Source organism: Clostridium tunisiense TJ (assembly GCF_000300195.1).
Classification (GTDB): Bacteria; Bacillota; Clostridia; order Clostridiales; family Clostridiaceae; genus Clostridium_J; species Clostridium_J tunisiense.
In genome coordinates this window covers 540,998-554,788 of sequence record NZ_AMQH01000012.1, presented here as the reverse complement: position 1 = coordinate 554,788, position 13,791 = coordinate 540,998, and the positions used below count along the sequence as shown (strand labels likewise).

The window sequence follows — 13,791 nt, the reverse complement described above, 5'->3', positions numbered from 1 at the left end:
GTTATTCTTTAAATTTTTTAACTCTAAAACTATTAAATATAGAGATTACAGTAACAATTATTTCTACTAATACTGCCATCCACATTGAAGCCAGTCCTAAAGCCACAAATGTTAGTATCATGATTTTCATAGCTATTGCTAAAATTATGTTTTGAGATGCAATGTTTTGAACTTTTTTGGATATTTTTATAGCAGTTGCTATTTTAAGAGGATTATCAGTCATAATTAATATATCATATGTGTCTTTAGCTAAATCAGACTTAAATCCATCTAGTCCAACTGCTGTATAATTTTTTTCTACGGATAAATCACTTACAATTCCATCACTAACAAATACAATTTCTCCCCTATCAGCCTTACCATTTTCCAAATTTTCCATTAAAGCAACTTTTTCTTGTATAGATAATTCAGAATACACCTCATCAATTTTCAGAATTTCTCCAACGTAATCGGAAGTTTTTTTATTGTCACCTGTAATCATAATTATTCGTTTAATACCAACTTTTTTTAAATCGTCAATAGCCTTAGGCGAAGTTTCTTTAATTTTATCAGATATTACTAAATATCCAACAAAATTCTGATTTATTGCAATATATATTATTGTTCCAACTTCACTAGGTTTTTCATAGCTGATATCATACTCCTCCATTAATTTGTGATTACCAGCATAAATGTATCTATCACCAAAATAAATTTTAACCCCTTTTCCGGGTATTTCTTCAAAGGATTTAATTCTTGATTTATCAATTACCTTGCTGCTACTTAATTCCTTAAAAGCTTTTATTATGGATTTTGCTATTGGGTGATTAGAGTATAGTTCCGCATAAGCGGCATATTCTAACAGCATATCCTCAGCAATGTAACCTTTAGGCACAATCTTCCTCACATGGTAGTATCCATCAGTAAGAGTTCCTGCTTTATCAAAAACTACGGTATTTGTTTTCTTTATTGACTCTAAGTAATTTCTTGACTTAATTATAATGCCATTTTTAAATGTAGTTTCAATACCACCTGTGAAAATTAAAGGAATGGAAACTATCAATGCCCATGGAAATGAGAGACTTAAAAATATCAATGCCCTATATGTCCACTGATTAATTGAACCTTCTGTTAAAATTGGAGCTAGAATACCTAATAATATTGCACTAAAAATTATAATAAGGATAAAAACTTTAATAAATTTAGTTATAAATTCTTCCGTAAAAGTATTATTGAAAGTTACATTCTCAATAATATCAATAATCTTGTATGCTGTAGATTGTTTAAACTTTTTTGTAGCTCTAATTTCTATTAGTTCAGTTTGGTTAGTGGTTCCAGAGATTACCTCATCTCTCTCCTTCACTTTAATTATATTGACTTCATCATTTATTATGGAATTATCAATGAGAGATGTGCCCTTATAAACAATACCATCAACAGGAATTTTCTCACCAGGCCTAACAATTACAATATCATTGGTTTTTATTTCCTCTACTTTGACAAATACAATTTCTCCATTAATACCTCTTATACTTACAGAATCTTGTTTGATATTCATTAATTCATTGATTTGTTTTTTTGATTTATTTAAAATAAGCTCTTTTAGAAATGTTACTCCTTCATAAAATAATATAACTAATACTGCTTCTGAAAATCTCCCAACTAAAAGTAATGCAATAGATACAAAAGCTATTAAGAATTCCTCATTAAAAAATTTTCGCTTAATAGTATTTTTAATAGTCTTTAATAAAACATCACTACTGACGATTAAATATGTAATGATGAGTAGAACTGTTCCTATTGCATTATTTATCAGAGTTCCCATAAATGCTATTACCAAACCAACAAAAAATATAAAAACCTTTAGTTTAGCAAATTTATTTTTGTGGTTTGCCTTTAAATATTGATTTTCACTTACGTGAATTTCCTCCTGTGTAATAGCCTCATTTGAATCTAAAGGATGTTCATCTATATCATCATTTCGTTCTATTTCCTTAAGTATTATATCTATGTTCAAAGTATTGATAATAGCGCAAATGTCCTTGAAAACTTTTTCCTTATGAATTTCACTATCATGCTCAACTATTGCCCTAGATGTAAGAGAGTTAACTAATACACTTTTTACATAAGGCAATTTACCTATTTCATTTTCTATTTTAATACTAAAACTTTCTGAATCTAAACCAGAGAGTTCATAAAGTTTTCTTAGACTCTTACTCATAAAATTTCCTCCTAAAGCTTGTTACTCTCTTACGTGATTTAGACCTTTTTCAAAAATATCATTAACATGATAATCATCTAGAGAGTAATATACTACCTTTCCTTCTTTTCTGTATTTTACTAACCTAGCTGATTTTAAAACTCTTAGTTGGTGTGAAATAGCGGATTGTGTCATATTTAGCAAGGCCGCAATATCGCATACACAAGCTTCGGTATTTATTAGAATATTAATGATTTTAATTCTAGTAGGATCAGCTATAGCTTTAAAAAGCTCAGATAAGCTATTTATAGTATTTTCATCTAAAATATTATCTTTCACCCTATTTACTACATCCTCATGAATAAAATTACAACTGCAAACATCATTAATTAAATTCTCCATGCTTTCCTCCCTAATGATTTAAATTCTGTTTAAAGGTGAACCCTGTTTATGTTTAAATAGTAAAACTATGCATTAAGAATGTCAATATTATCTAGTATTTAATAATTTATTAGGCCAATTAAGCTATTACTGCAAAACCGGTGGCTGCTCCCCTGTTTTGCAGCTTCAATAGAAGAGTTCAAGGCTAAAAACTTAGTCTGTGTGGCTATAGATTTTATTGATTCTGTAAATAGCACTCATGCCATCTGTAGCTTTAATAACTAACAGTAATTCATAGTCTTCAAACATATATAAGTCTACTTTCTCATTTAACTTTTCATTTTTTTCTTTATTCAATATGTAAACAAGATAATTAATGGGATCTACTTATTTCCTCCCTTTCTACAAATTTCGTATATTTTTCCAATGACTTTACTGGTTTCTTAGAAAGTTAGTAATAATTTTTATCATTATCAAATGTTTATTAACAATAATAAAAAGGTTTGCATTATGATGTGCAAACCTTTTTATACTATTAGCTGTTACTATTATTATCTGCATATATTTCAACAGGAATTAAAATTTTTGATAATTCATCTGCTGTTACCTGAAAAAAGTTTCTCCCAATGTTAAGAGGCTTAATTTGAGAAATAACATAATCTTGGTGGAAAGCCCACATTATCAAATCACTGTGTATATATTCTTTTGGAGTTAGTATAGCAAAGTTATTTGTTACTAATACCTCTTCATCTTCAATAAAAGCAGCAGTTAAGTCGCCTTTAATAAAGTTTTGCTTCAAGCAAAGGATAAAATCACCTCTATAGGCTTTAAAATATTCACTTGAACTTTCTAAGTTATTTTCAATAGTTTTAGTTTTAATTATTTTGCATTGTTTATCATCTATACACTCATTATCAATTAGTGTATACGTTTGCGTTGCTTCTATAGGTAAATTATTTACTCTAGAAGACAAGTTTATGTCGCATATTTGATATAAGTATAAGGTTTCATATTTAGGTATCATTGCTTATCCCCCTATATTATATTTGAAAATACTTTTCTTCTTCATTTTAACATAACAAAACTAACATCGTAGTTTTTAAGGTATTCTTTACAGTAAGTTTACAATTCTTTAAGTAATACCTTAAAGAATATTAAAATGTCTTCTAAAAAATAAAAACCATACACTCACATATTAAACCCAAGGGTGCATGGTTAAAAGTTAATTAAAATATAAGTTAAGGATAATTTTAAAATTAATTTTAAGTACTCATATTAAAATTAATTTTTTTCCTCTTGACTCAAGCCGCATAAAATCATAGCTATAAGTATAAAAGAAATTGTTATAAATTCACCCATAATAGACCTCCCCCAAAAGTTTGTCTATTATAAGTATATTCACAGGATAATAACTTGTTTCCTTATTTCAGAATTTTAATAGGTCATAGCTAATTAAATATAGCATTTTATTTCTTAGAATATAACTTATAAAATCTATGAAAAAATCAGCCCATCAGCAAATGCAATTTCGAAACGCATAACCAATGGTTTGTGTCAGCATGGATAGTAAAACTATATATTCCCTAATGATACCCTATTAAGGTATTTCTTTGCAATTTCTTCAGCAGCTACCATAGTTTCAATGGTGGTTGCAGGATTGTTCATTTTATACCTTGGAAAATATCTAGATAAATGGAGAGGAATATTTTTATCAATATTGCTTAAAAACTTAGAAATACTCTCAATATCCTCAATTGAATGATGTTCATTGCTTACTAGCAAATTTGTTACTTCTACATGACAGTTTTTAGCAGCTTGTTCTATGGTTTTAAGAACAGGAGTTAAATTACCACCACACACCTTATTATAATAGTCATTGTTATAGCTCTTAAGATCAATATTCATTGCATCTACATAAGGTAAAAGCTCCTTAAGAGGTTCTTCACTAATATAGCCATTAGTTACAAGGACAACAGATTTATCTTCACTAGTTTCTTTCAAAAGTTTTGAAACTTCATACACATACTCATACCATATAGAGGGCTCATTGTATGTAAATGCTATCCCAATATTATCTTCTAAGGTCAATATTAACTGAACTAACTTTTCTTTTGAAAAGAATTCACTAGGGGCCTCAACATGAGAAATACTGTGGTTTTGACAAAAGCCACAAGTAAAATTACACCCAAAGGAACCAATGGATAATATATTTGTAGAAGGTTTAAAGTAATGAAGAGGCTTCTTTTCGATAGGATCCATGGAGATAGATGTAACTTCTCCATAGTTAATTGTATATAATTTATCATCTTCATTAATTCTAACTCTACATTTACCAAAATTATTTTTATCAATAATACAATTGTGGGGACACAAGAAACAATGAATCTTCTCCCCAAGTTTTTCATAAAACATTGCATTTTTCTTCATCTTATGACTTCCTCTCCTATTACTCAAGGTGCCTTATAACTTCGAATTTTTCTATAGTATATTCCCCTGAAGTTATGCCTGCCTTTTGTAAGGCAATTGATAATTGCTCTTCTATAGTATTAACTCCTTGTAAATCTGGGAGGAGAAGGCCTGTTTTCCCATTATCTTTAACAATAACCCCATATTTCCTAGGGTCTAAATCTTCTTTATCAGCCTCTTCTGGCTCGGTAAGTACATCAACAGAAATATCTATATCCATTAACTCATGTTCTTCCACTCTATAAAATCTTGGGTCGTTGACACCTGCTTCGATGGCGTTTCTAATTATTTCCTCAGCCACTGAATTGGTTACAGGAAGTATTGTTCCAATGCACCCTCTTAACTCTCCACCTTTTTTTAGAGATACAAACACACCCCTTTTTATTTCTCTCATTTCATTGGTTACGTAATCAGGAATATACTCAAGTTCTCTTCCAGAAGTCAAGTAATAGGCCAAACTTTCCCAGGCTAGCCTTACATATAAATCTTTTGCTCTGAGCTTTTTCTCATATAAGGATTTTTTTAGTTCTTCAATTTTTTCAGTCTTAGAATCTTCAATACTAGTTGGAATGAAATTCATTACACCATAACCTACTCCAAAAGTTCCTTCATAACTTAGTAATTCACCTTTGAACTTATTTTTATCTAATGCACCTAACAACATTAGTACAGACCTTCTTCCACACTCACCAGCACCTTCCATAGTTTTTTTATCCATACTTATAATTCCCATAAGATTTCCCTCTTGCAGATTCAATAAGAATTCTTTATCAAATACTTCACCATAAGGGTTATAATCATAAGGGCCACCTTTTTTAAGCCTATGAGATAAGTCCCCACTAGCTATTAGAACTGCATTTACATCAATAAGTTCTACAGCTTTATTTATACATATTCCAAACTTATAAAGTTCTAGATCGCTAAGGGGTGCATAAGTGATATGTACAATTTTATAGTTTTCCAAAGCTTGATTTACAAAGTATAATGGTACAAAAACCCCATGGTCTATTTCAACCTTAGAATTAAACTTTCTTAAAAAATCATCTGTAGCCATGATAGAAGGAATATCTTCTTCTATAGCCAGTTCATATATTTTACTTGTAAGCTTTTTATGAATTTCTAGCTCCATTGAAATACTATGCTCACCAAACTTTTTCAGATCACCTTTAATTGTATCTTCATAAACTAGTGCTACAGCATCTCCAAACATAGTTCCATGAGGAGTAATTACTATAATTACTTCGGGGCTTTTTTCTTTGATATCTAATGCTACTAAGTTTAATGAATCTTTTGTTTTTTTTATCTTTTCTTCTTCACCCTTTCCAATGTTAGGAATCACAACAGGAGGATGAGGCATTAAATAGAAACCGTTTATACTCATAAAATCACCTCAAATAAAATAATTATATTGATATAGAAATTTTCATATACTAGTTATTAATCTATTTAATATGTTTTGCCTATGAATTATAATATATTCTATAAAAATCAAATTAAATGGCTGACTATTATATAAGGAGGTTGACCCATGTTTTTCATTGGTGTAATGGGATTAGATAATAAAGAGGAGATCTTAAGGGAAGTAGAAGTTCAATGTCCTAACTGTAATGTAAATCATTTATTCCTTTTACATAGTTATAACAGATTCCATTTTTTCTTTTTACCTGTGTTCAAATGGGAACATAATTACTACTTACTCTGCAAAAATTGTGATTCCCTATATGGTATTAATAAGGATAAGGGATATGAAGCAAGTATAAAAAATCATGTTAAATTTACTTATTGGGACTTATCACCTATTCATGTAGAAAAACTATGTGAAAGCTGTAAAAAATCTTTGAATGGACAGTACGAGTATTGTCCCTATTGTGGTCATAAACAAACTACTTTCTAATAAAGTAAACCCTATAGAATAATAATAAAGTTTTCTATAGGGTTTTATTTTATATAGTTTTATTTTTAAATTTACTCAGTATAGTAATCTTCATTTACAACCATTTTAATTGTATTAATTATCTTTTCACTTACTAAATGAAACATTTTTTTACCTTTCTCTTTTGTAGCAAGGGTTGCATTACCTGATAAAGCATCATTATAAATAACTTTTCCTCTATCCTTAAAATACAATCTCATTGTAGGTTTTCTATTATTACATATAGCTTTATTCATCTGAACTAAATTATCATTATAAAATAATATAGCAGAAGTCTCGTCTTCTCCACCATGACCTTGTCCTTCAGTTATGGTTAATATATCCTTGGAATAATCCATCCACCAATTTATAGTTAATGCAGCTAATCCAAGCTCCATAAGTTTTTCACTTGCTAAATTTAAGGCATTGACATTTCCACCATGGCCATTTAAAAATATAAGATTTTTAACTCCGTTTTTATATAGGCTTCTTCCCACTTCAAAAATGTATTGAGCTAAAACTTCTGATGGTACATGAATAGTACCAGGGTATACAGATAAATCATAACTTTGCCCAAAAGGAACTTCAGGCGCTATAAATATCTGCTCTCCTATTTTTTTATCTATAATTTCACAAAATAACCTTGGAGAAAAAATATCTGTTCCTAAGGGTAAATGATGTCCATGGGCCTCAACTGAGCCAATAGGTATAATTACAGTTTTTATAGTCTGAACCTTTTCTAGAAAATCATCTGAAGTTAAGTTTACCATATACATAAGTAGTTCCCCCTATTTTCAATAATAATGTTTATATCTATTATACCATAATAATCCAAATTTAATTTCATAGTGAGTTCATGTGTTAGCTTTATTATATTATTAAATCTAAAATTTATTTCTGTCCTTTGTTCTTAATTAACTATTCTTCATTTGAACAATATAAATCTGATTTTTCAGGGATTATTTTAAATCCTAATCGTTTACAGTATTCTTTAATTGTTTCTACATACCACTCCTTGGCACGAGGATCAATGATAATTTTTTCTATAAATTCTAAAGGATTTAAGTTAACCTCAATACGTGAACAACGTTGATTATTGCTATTACAAGTTACATAATCTCTTAAGGTTATCAACCTGACTTCTTTCTCATGTTCAAAGGCTTTGCGTTTAAATAAACCTTGAATTAGGTCATTCTTTTTTACGTCTCCATCAGTCAATTTTTTAGAAACTTGATTTAAATTTTCATAGTATATTACTGGAGATAACATACCAAAATTTATTTCTTTTATGAGGCTAAATTTTTCTACTGTAGTTTGAATTAAAATCCCTTCATCTTCTCTTGAATAAATTCTCCATAAAGCATCTGAAACTCCTTCTAAACTCCAACATTGGCCATATAGTCCATTTAAATATTCTCTCTCCGTATTATAATTAAAACAATTATCTATCTCGGATAAGAATTTTCTTGTTGGTATCTCCCATTTATCTTCCCAAAATAAAAGCTTTGTGAGATAAGTTTTATGTGTTTCTGCAAAACTCATAAATTGACTAAGACACATATATCTATATAGTTTAGTATCCTTACGTAAGGATTTATCAATTATAATTCCATCAATACTCATTTACTTCTCTCCTCCTTTAAAGTTTCCAGAAAGCCTTTAAAGTTTAAAATTCTATGCGTTGGGAGGATAAGTTTTCCGCAGTTAACAATTTTTTTATCCTCTGTTACTAATATAAGCTCCTTATGGTTATAGCATAAAGAAATAAGCTTAAAATCATTATCTGATAATTTATTATCATTGATAAAATAAATATTAGTTTTATCATTGTATTTAATTGTAATATTTTTGTTTTCCCTTAGTATCTCCTCAATATTAATCACTTCGTCTTCAATTATGTTATCTAAAAGTTTAATAAATTTCTCTGTTAATACTTGAATTCCGTTATAGATTTTGAATTCTTTATGTGATAACTCCGTTGCTACACCTTTTGAAATTCTATAATCCAAATGAGGATTTTTGTCAAATTCCTCAAGTAATTTGGGAAACTGATTCCATATATTTATAATTATATTAGAGTCTAATAAATACTTCACATTATCCATTGAAGAAACTCCTTCTATGTATTTTTTTGTTAAAGCATACATTTTTAATATGACCAATAAGACGTTCTTTATTACAAAAATAAACTATATAATTGTACCATGCACAATAAATATACAGGTTGTAATCATAATATAATTAAATAGAAAATTATTCACTTACTAATAATCTATGTTTCTCAAAGTTAATGAACTATATAAACTCTCCATCGCAGCAAGTGCTACTAGATTAACTTTTATAATAAGCCCTACATACACAAAAAGCACCATGGAATATTCTTCATATTCATGGTACCTTTATTTATTCTACACTTTTATCAACTTCAGATTAGTTCACTACTAAAAGTAACACCTCCACTATCATAAAAAGGCTCTATATGAACAATCATTTGAATATTACCATTAACTTCTTCTCTTATCTTATTTTCAATTTGCTTAATTAGTTTGTGACATTGAGCAACATTCATATTTGCTGCAAGTTTCATATGCATATCTAAGTAAATTTCGCTATGGATGCCTCTACTTCTAATTTTATGAACATCCTTTACCTCATTGAAACTCAAAATTATTTCTTTTACTGAATCTGTTTCTACTGCAGCTTTATCTACTAATATTTCACTTGCTGATTTAAAAATTTCATAGGACGAATGTAGAATAAATATAGAAACAATAAAGGATGCTATTGAATCTATAATTGGTGGAAAACCTAACTTAACTGATATTAAAGTAAAAAGCACACCAGCAGAAACAAAGATATCGCTTTTAGTATGCAAGGAATCTGAGGTAAGAATGTAGCTATTCATTTTTTTACCTTGCCTAAATTCAAATCTGCATACTAATACATTTACTATAATTGTAAACACCAAAGTTACAATACTTTCTACTGTAATTTGAAGTTCAATTGGATTTATTAAACGATAAACAGCATTTATGATTACTTTTCCTCCTATAACAAGAAGCATTCCTGCAATAAATAGCCCTGCTAGCATTTCAAATTTTTTATGTCCATAAGGATGTTCTACATCTACAGGTTTTGAAGCAAGATTTATACCTATTATACCTACTATATTTGATGAGCCATCTGTTAAAGAATGAAATCCATCAGCAGTCATGCTAGTGCTGTTTATAAGGTTACCTATAATAATTTTCAATATAGCTACCATAAGGTTTGCAAATAATATTACCCATAACACTTTTTTGATTACTTTGAAATTATACCTATTCATACCCAATTTTCCTCCCTTTGAAGATAAAAAATCCATGGAACACTATATTAATTGTCCCATGGATTTTTCCACTGCTTTTAAATAAGCCCGGCTGCATAAATAAAACTTACCGCCTGTTCATTTATAAACTTTATCTTATTTGCTTATTTTTATTATATTCAGAACTAATTTTGTTGTGCAAAGAATATATGATTAATTCAAAGATTCTAATGATGGTGGGCTACCCTTAAAATAGAAAAGATAGAAGCCTAATAACATATTACTAGACTTCTATCTTTTCCATAGATAAATAACCTTATAGGAAATGGTTTAAATCCCAATAACCTTTTATTTAATAGTTTATTTTACTCTATCAGCAGATTCATTAATTAAATTCAATAAATCGCTGTATATTCCATAAGCAGTTTGTTGAATCTCTGGGTTTTTCTCAACAATACATATTTCTCCCATTAAATCTGTTGTTACACATAATATTGAAGAGGTAGCATCTATTGTACTTAACATATCTGTATTAGGGACTAATTTGGGGTAAACTTTCCCTATGATTTTATCTCCACTTCTGTAACCTTCACAAATAAGCTTAAATTTTTCACCTGCTTTTTCAGCAGCAATAATATCTTCTTTTGAGATGTTCTTAATACCTATCCTATCTACTTTTAATGGATTAAGGTCTCCATTAAGTAAAACATTTGCTAAGGCAGAGGTTTTTGCTGCTGCATCCCATCCGTCAACATCCATTGATGGGTCTGCCTCTGCAAAACCTCTCCTTTGAGCTTCTTTAACAGCATCCTCATACTCATTACCTTTTTCCATTTCCTCAAGTATAAAGTTGGCAGTTGAATTTAAAATTCCCTTAAAGGATTCAACCTTACAACCTGGGAGTGTATACTTTACAAGGTTAAATATTGGAGTGCCATCCATCACAGTAGTTTCGTATAAAAACTTTCTGTTTTTTTCTTCAGCCATGGTTTTTAACCTTTTAAAATCCCAAGCAATTGGACCTTTATTTGCTGTTATAACATCCATATTATTACTAAAGGCTGTTTCAATATGACTAATGGCTGGTTGCCCATCCCAAATGGATAGAGTGCTTAATTCTATCATAACATCTGCATGAGATTTTATAATCATATCAATAGTTGAAAGATGAACGAGATTAGGATTGTCATTTGAGAACCTCCCTTTTGCCTCTACTTCATCTAAAGCAGCTTTTATATTAATTCCCTGATCACACAATAAATTTCCTTTTGATTTTGTAGCTATGGCTGTGATTTTCACATCTAAATTCTTGTTAAGTAATAATCTGCAGAATTCTTGACCAGAGTTTCCAAATCCCAATATACATAGTTTTAAAGTTTTATCCATAGTATCCCCCTAAAATTTCACTTAAACCTTTGAAGTGAGTAGCCTACAACTCACTTCTTTATATAAGGCTTACTAGTATTTTTATATTATAAATTTATATTACTGACGTAAGTATAAATAAAAATATTGGTATGTAGATGTAGTAATTTTAATACTCTATCTAAACTGTTAAAATTAATTTACTATTTCCATATATCTTTCAGGTGTAGCAAGTTCACTAAATCCAAACTTTCGGTAGAGTTCATGTGCATCCTTGGTAGCAAGCAACCATTTTCTCAACTCTAATAAATCAGGGTAATTTAAGATGCATTCTAGGAGCCAAATTCCTAACCCATTTCCCCTATAATCTTCATCAATGTAAACATCACACAAATAAGCGAAAGTTGCATAATCAGTAATAACTCTAGCAAATCCAATTTGTTTATCCCCTTTAAACATTGAAAAGCAAAGAGAGTTCTCTATAGATTTTACAATTGTTTCTTTAGATCTATTGGTGGCCCAGTATAACCTATGAAGAGAATTATATAACGTATCAATATTTATTTTGCCTTTATCTGTTGTTACAGTAAAACCACCCTTTGTATAATTTATTATTTTACTCATTTAAATTCCTCCATAAAAAACCTTATATATAAGGAAATAAATATTAAAAAAATGATTTTTAATATAGAATACCTTTTACTTCTTAATTTATTATAGCATAATTTTACATTTTTTTCAGGATAGAAAAATTATTTTTAATTTCATGTAATTCTTCACCCGTATTGATTTAGCTATGTATTTTATTCCAACTAAACCAATACATTTTATCATAGGTTAATTAAAGTTGGAGAAACTATTATTAGTTGTTATATTTACAAATAAAATTTATATACTGAGAGGAGTATTAATTATGGATGAAAAATACCTACAAACGGTCAGGGAACTAAACGCTAAATCAAGGAAAAATGCACAAGTTAATAGCAACAAGCATAGCACACAACACATCAATTCATCTATGAAAAATGAAGTTGCTAATACAGCAAACTTTAGTGCCGAAGAGGATATTAATGAAGTGAATAGCTTAAATAATATAAGCAGTATGGTTAGTATGGACTATGTAGATTCTGAGTCTTTTCCAACAAATAAATAGCTTTAACAGCAAACTAAAAATCAGGTAGCTTTAATAGCCCCTGATTTTTTATTTGTTAAAATCACAAATTAATTTATTTAATTAATAATGGTATATGTTTAAAATAATTGGAATACAGGAAAATAAAACAATAATATCCTTAAATTTTATAATGAAATTATATGTTATTCAGTATATAATGTACTAACAGTTAAACAAGTTATGCCGAATCTCTTTTAAAGAGTACGGGGGAATACATTTTGGGGTGAAGCTACTTTGTAGCTGGGGAACTCCCCCCTAACCCGACAACTAACCTCGGAGGCAAAGGAGGGACAAACTATGTTTAAAATGAATAATTTTAGAAAAATACTAATTGGTGCTACAATAATTTTATTTACAGCATCAGGTTCAGCAAAAGCTGCCACTCATGAGGTACAAAAAGGTGATACCTTATATAAAATTTCGAAAAGCTATGGAGTAACCCTTGATAGCTTGAGAGAAACAAACAATAAATGGGATAATCTAATTATACCTGGTGAAGTCTTAGAAATACCTGGAGAAACCTCAAGCACTGATGTTCATAAAAGTGAAGCTTCAGGTGTGATTCCATATACCGAGGAAGAACTTCAATTATTAGGTAGGTTGATTAGAGCTGAAGCAGAAAATCAGCCTTATACCGCTAAGATAGCTGTTGGTGCAGTGGTTGTTAATAGAGTTAAGAGTGACAAATTTCCTAATAATATTACTTCGGTTATATATGAAAAAAGACAATTTACACCAGTAAGCAATGGTATGATTAATAAACCTGCTACAGAGGAAACTCTTAAGGCGGCTAAAGAGGCCTTAGGTGGAAATGATCCAACCAATGGTGCCTTGTTCTTTTTCGATACCAGTGCAACTAGTTCTTGGTTACGTTCAAAGCCACAAGCTTTAAAAGTAGATAAAATGGTGTTTGCATTTTAATTTAGTTGATATTCTATTAAAATTTAAAAGCCAAAATTAACTATAAGCTAGTTAATTTTGGCTTTAATTGTTTTCTGCAATAAAGA

15 protein-coding genes, 1 pseudogene and 2 riboswitches are annotated in these 13,791 nt (G+C 29.4%); of the genes and pseudogenes, 3 read left to right on the top strand and 13 right to left on the bottom strand.

Annotation, left to right across the window (positions count from 1 at the left end; translation table 11 throughout):
* Position 1: 1 nt before the first annotated feature.
* The 7 genes and pseudogenes from C661_RS0114520 to amrA all read right to left on the bottom strand — a co-directional run bounded on the left by C661_RS0114520 (position 2) and on the right by amrA (position 6,407).
* A complete protein-coding gene (locus C661_RS0114520; protein WP_017416069.1) occupies positions 2–2,200 on the bottom strand; it encodes a heavy metal translocating P-type ATPase in 2,199 nt (732 codons plus the stop codon).
* A gap of 21 nt (positions 2,201–2,221) precedes the next feature.
* Entirely contained in the window at positions 2,222–2,581 is a 360-nt protein-coding gene (locus C661_RS0114515; RefSeq protein ID WP_017416068.1) for an ArsR/SmtB family transcription factor, read from the bottom strand.
* A 121-nt stretch (positions 2,582–2,702) separates the two neighbouring features.
* A pseudogene (locus tag C661_RS24565) lies at positions 2,703–2,808 on the bottom strand (methyl-accepting chemotaxis protein); the annotation flags it as partial.
* Positions 2,774–2,917 (bottom strand): hypothetical protein, encoded by a 144-nt coding sequence (locus C661_RS24005; protein ID WP_017416067.1) that lies wholly within the window; start codon positions 2,915–2,917, stop codon positions 2,774–2,776. The gene C661_RS24005 and the pseudogene C661_RS24565, both read right to left, overlap by 35 nt.
* 178 nt (positions 2,918–3,095) lie before the next feature.
* On the bottom strand, positions 3,096–3,584 hold the full coding sequence (locus tag C661_RS0114505) for a hypothetical protein (protein WP_017416066.1): 489 nt from the start codon (positions 3,582–3,584) through the stop codon (positions 3,096–3,098).
* A gap of 548 nt (positions 3,585–4,132) precedes the next feature.
* Positions 4,133–4,987, bottom strand: coding sequence for an AmmeMemoRadiSam system radical SAM enzyme (gene amrS, locus C661_RS0114500; RefSeq protein ID WP_017416065.1), 855 nt, complete (start codon positions 4,985–4,987; stop codon positions 4,133–4,135).
* 19 nt (positions 4,988–5,006) lie between these two features.
* Positions 5,007–6,407 carry an AmmeMemoRadiSam system protein A gene (gene amrA, locus C661_RS0114495; protein WP_017416064.1) on the bottom strand — a complete coding sequence of 467 codons (1,401 nt, stop codon included), beginning with the start codon at positions 6,405–6,407 and terminating at the stop codon, positions 5,007–5,009.
* A 147-nt stretch (positions 6,408–6,554) separates the two neighbouring features.
* Between amrA and C661_RS0114490 the strand changes: the two genes are divergently transcribed.
* Positions 6,555–6,920: a zinc ribbon domain-containing protein gene (locus C661_RS0114490; protein WP_017416063.1), complete on the top strand. Its 366-nt coding sequence runs from the start codon at positions 6,555–6,557 to the stop codon at positions 6,918–6,920.
* Between the two features lie 71 nt (positions 6,921–6,991).
* Here C661_RS0114490 and C661_RS0114485 read toward each other — a convergent pair whose 3' ends face one another.
* The 6 genes from C661_RS0114485 to C661_RS0114460 all read right to left on the bottom strand — a co-directional run bounded on the left by C661_RS0114485 (position 6,992) and on the right by C661_RS0114460 (position 12,234).
* Positions 6,992–7,714, bottom strand: coding sequence for a creatininase family protein (locus C661_RS0114485; RefSeq protein ID WP_017416062.1), 723 nt, complete (start codon positions 7,712–7,714; stop codon positions 6,992–6,994).
* Positions 7,715–7,856: 142 nt separating this feature from the next.
* Positions 7,857–8,561: a DUF2971 domain-containing protein gene (locus C661_RS0114480; protein ID WP_017416061.1), complete on the bottom strand. Its 705-nt coding sequence runs from the start codon at positions 8,559–8,561 to the stop codon at positions 7,857–7,859.
* Entirely contained in the window at positions 8,558–9,043 is a 486-nt protein-coding gene (locus C661_RS22040) for a PIN domain-containing protein (RefSeq protein WP_017416060.1), read from the bottom strand. The genes C661_RS0114480 and C661_RS22040 overlap by 4 nt, the downstream gene beginning before the upstream one ends.
* A 320-nt stretch (positions 9,044–9,363) precedes the next feature.
* Positions 9,364–10,266 (bottom strand): cation diffusion facilitator family transporter, encoded by a 903-nt coding sequence (locus tag C661_RS0114470; RefSeq protein ID WP_017416059.1) that lies wholly within the window; start codon positions 10,264–10,266, stop codon positions 9,364–9,366.
* A 49-nt stretch (positions 10,267–10,315) separates the two neighbouring features.
* Positions 10,316–10,397: riboswitch (NiCo riboswitch) on the bottom strand.
* 208 nt (positions 10,398–10,605) lie between these two features.
* On the bottom strand, positions 10,606–11,631 hold the full coding sequence (locus C661_RS0114465; RefSeq protein ID WP_017416058.1) for a homoserine dehydrogenase: 1,026 nt from the start codon (positions 11,629–11,631) through the stop codon (positions 10,606–10,608).
* A 174-nt stretch (positions 11,632–11,805) separates the two neighbouring features.
* Positions 11,806–12,234 carry a GNAT family N-acetyltransferase gene (locus tag C661_RS0114460; RefSeq protein WP_017416057.1) on the bottom strand — a complete coding sequence of 143 codons (429 nt, stop codon included), beginning with the start codon at positions 12,232–12,234 and terminating at the stop codon, positions 11,806–11,808.
* A gap of 289 nt (positions 12,235–12,523) precedes the next feature.
* Here C661_RS0114460 and C661_RS0114455 point away from each other — a divergent pair, with 289 nt between their 5' ends.
* Positions 12,524–12,763: a hypothetical protein gene (locus C661_RS0114455; RefSeq protein ID WP_017416056.1), complete on the top strand. Its 240-nt coding sequence runs from the start codon at positions 12,524–12,526 to the stop codon at positions 12,761–12,763.
* 192 nt (positions 12,764–12,955) lie between these two features.
* A riboswitch (cyclic di-AMP (ydaO/yuaA leader) is annotated at positions 12,956–13,081 on the top strand.
* Positions 13,082–13,705 (top strand): cell wall hydrolase, encoded by a 624-nt coding sequence (locus C661_RS22035; protein ID WP_017416055.1) that lies wholly within the window; start codon positions 13,082–13,084, stop codon positions 13,703–13,705.
* The last annotated feature ends 86 nt before the right edge of the window (positions 13,706–13,791 follow it).

What these genes read in the sequence shown, in the direction of transcription:
- C661_RS0114490 (WP_017416063.1), top strand. Translation starts at nt 6,555, where the DNA reads ATGTTTTTCATTGGTGTAATGGGATTAGATAATAAAGAGGAGATCTTA.
- C661_RS0114505 (WP_017416066.1), bottom strand. Translation starts at nt 3,584, where the DNA reads ATGATACCTAAATATGAAACCTTATACTTATATCAAATATGCGACATA.
- C661_RS0114455 (WP_017416056.1), top strand. Translation starts at nt 12,524, where the DNA reads ATGGATGAAAAATACCTACAAACGGTCAGGGAACTAAACGCTAAATCA.
- C661_RS0114460 (WP_017416057.1), bottom strand. Translation starts at nt 12,234, where the DNA reads ATGAGTAAAATAATAAATTATACAAAGGGTGGTTTTACTGTAACAACA.
- C661_RS0114485 (WP_017416062.1), bottom strand. Translation starts at nt 7,714, where the DNA reads ATGTATATGGTAAACTTAACTTCAGATGATTTTCTAGAAAAGGTTCAG.
- C661_RS0114480 (WP_017416061.1), bottom strand. Translation starts at nt 8,561, where the DNA reads ATGAGTATTGATGGAATTATAATTGATAAATCCTTACGTAAGGATACT.
- C661_RS0114515 (WP_017416068.1), bottom strand. Translation starts at nt 2,581, where the DNA reads ATGGAGAATTTAATTAATGATGTTTGCAGTTGTAATTTTATTCATGAG.
- amrA (WP_017416064.1), bottom strand. Translation starts at nt 6,407, where the DNA reads ATGAGTATAAACGGTTTCTATTTAATGCCTCATCCTCCTGTTGTGATT.
- C661_RS22040 (WP_017416060.1), bottom strand. Translation starts at nt 9,043, where the DNA reads ATGGATAATGTGAAGTATTTATTAGACTCTAATATAATTATAAATATA.
- C661_RS0114520 (WP_017416069.1), bottom strand. Translation starts at nt 2,200, where the DNA reads ATGAGTAAGAGTCTAAGAAAACTTTATGAACTCTCTGGTTTAGATTCA.
- amrS (WP_017416065.1), bottom strand. Translation starts at nt 4,987, where the DNA reads ATGAAGAAAAATGCAATGTTTTATGAAAAACTTGGGGAGAAGATTCAT.
- C661_RS0114470 (WP_017416059.1), bottom strand. Translation starts at nt 10,266, where the DNA reads ATGAATAGGTATAATTTCAAAGTAATCAAAAAAGTGTTATGGGTAATA.
- C661_RS22035 (WP_017416055.1), top strand. Translation starts at nt 13,082, where the DNA reads ATGTTTAAAATGAATAATTTTAGAAAAATACTAATTGGTGCTACAATA.
- C661_RS0114465 (WP_017416058.1), bottom strand. Translation starts at nt 11,631, where the DNA reads ATGGATAAAACTTTAAAACTATGTATATTGGGATTTGGAAACTCTGGT.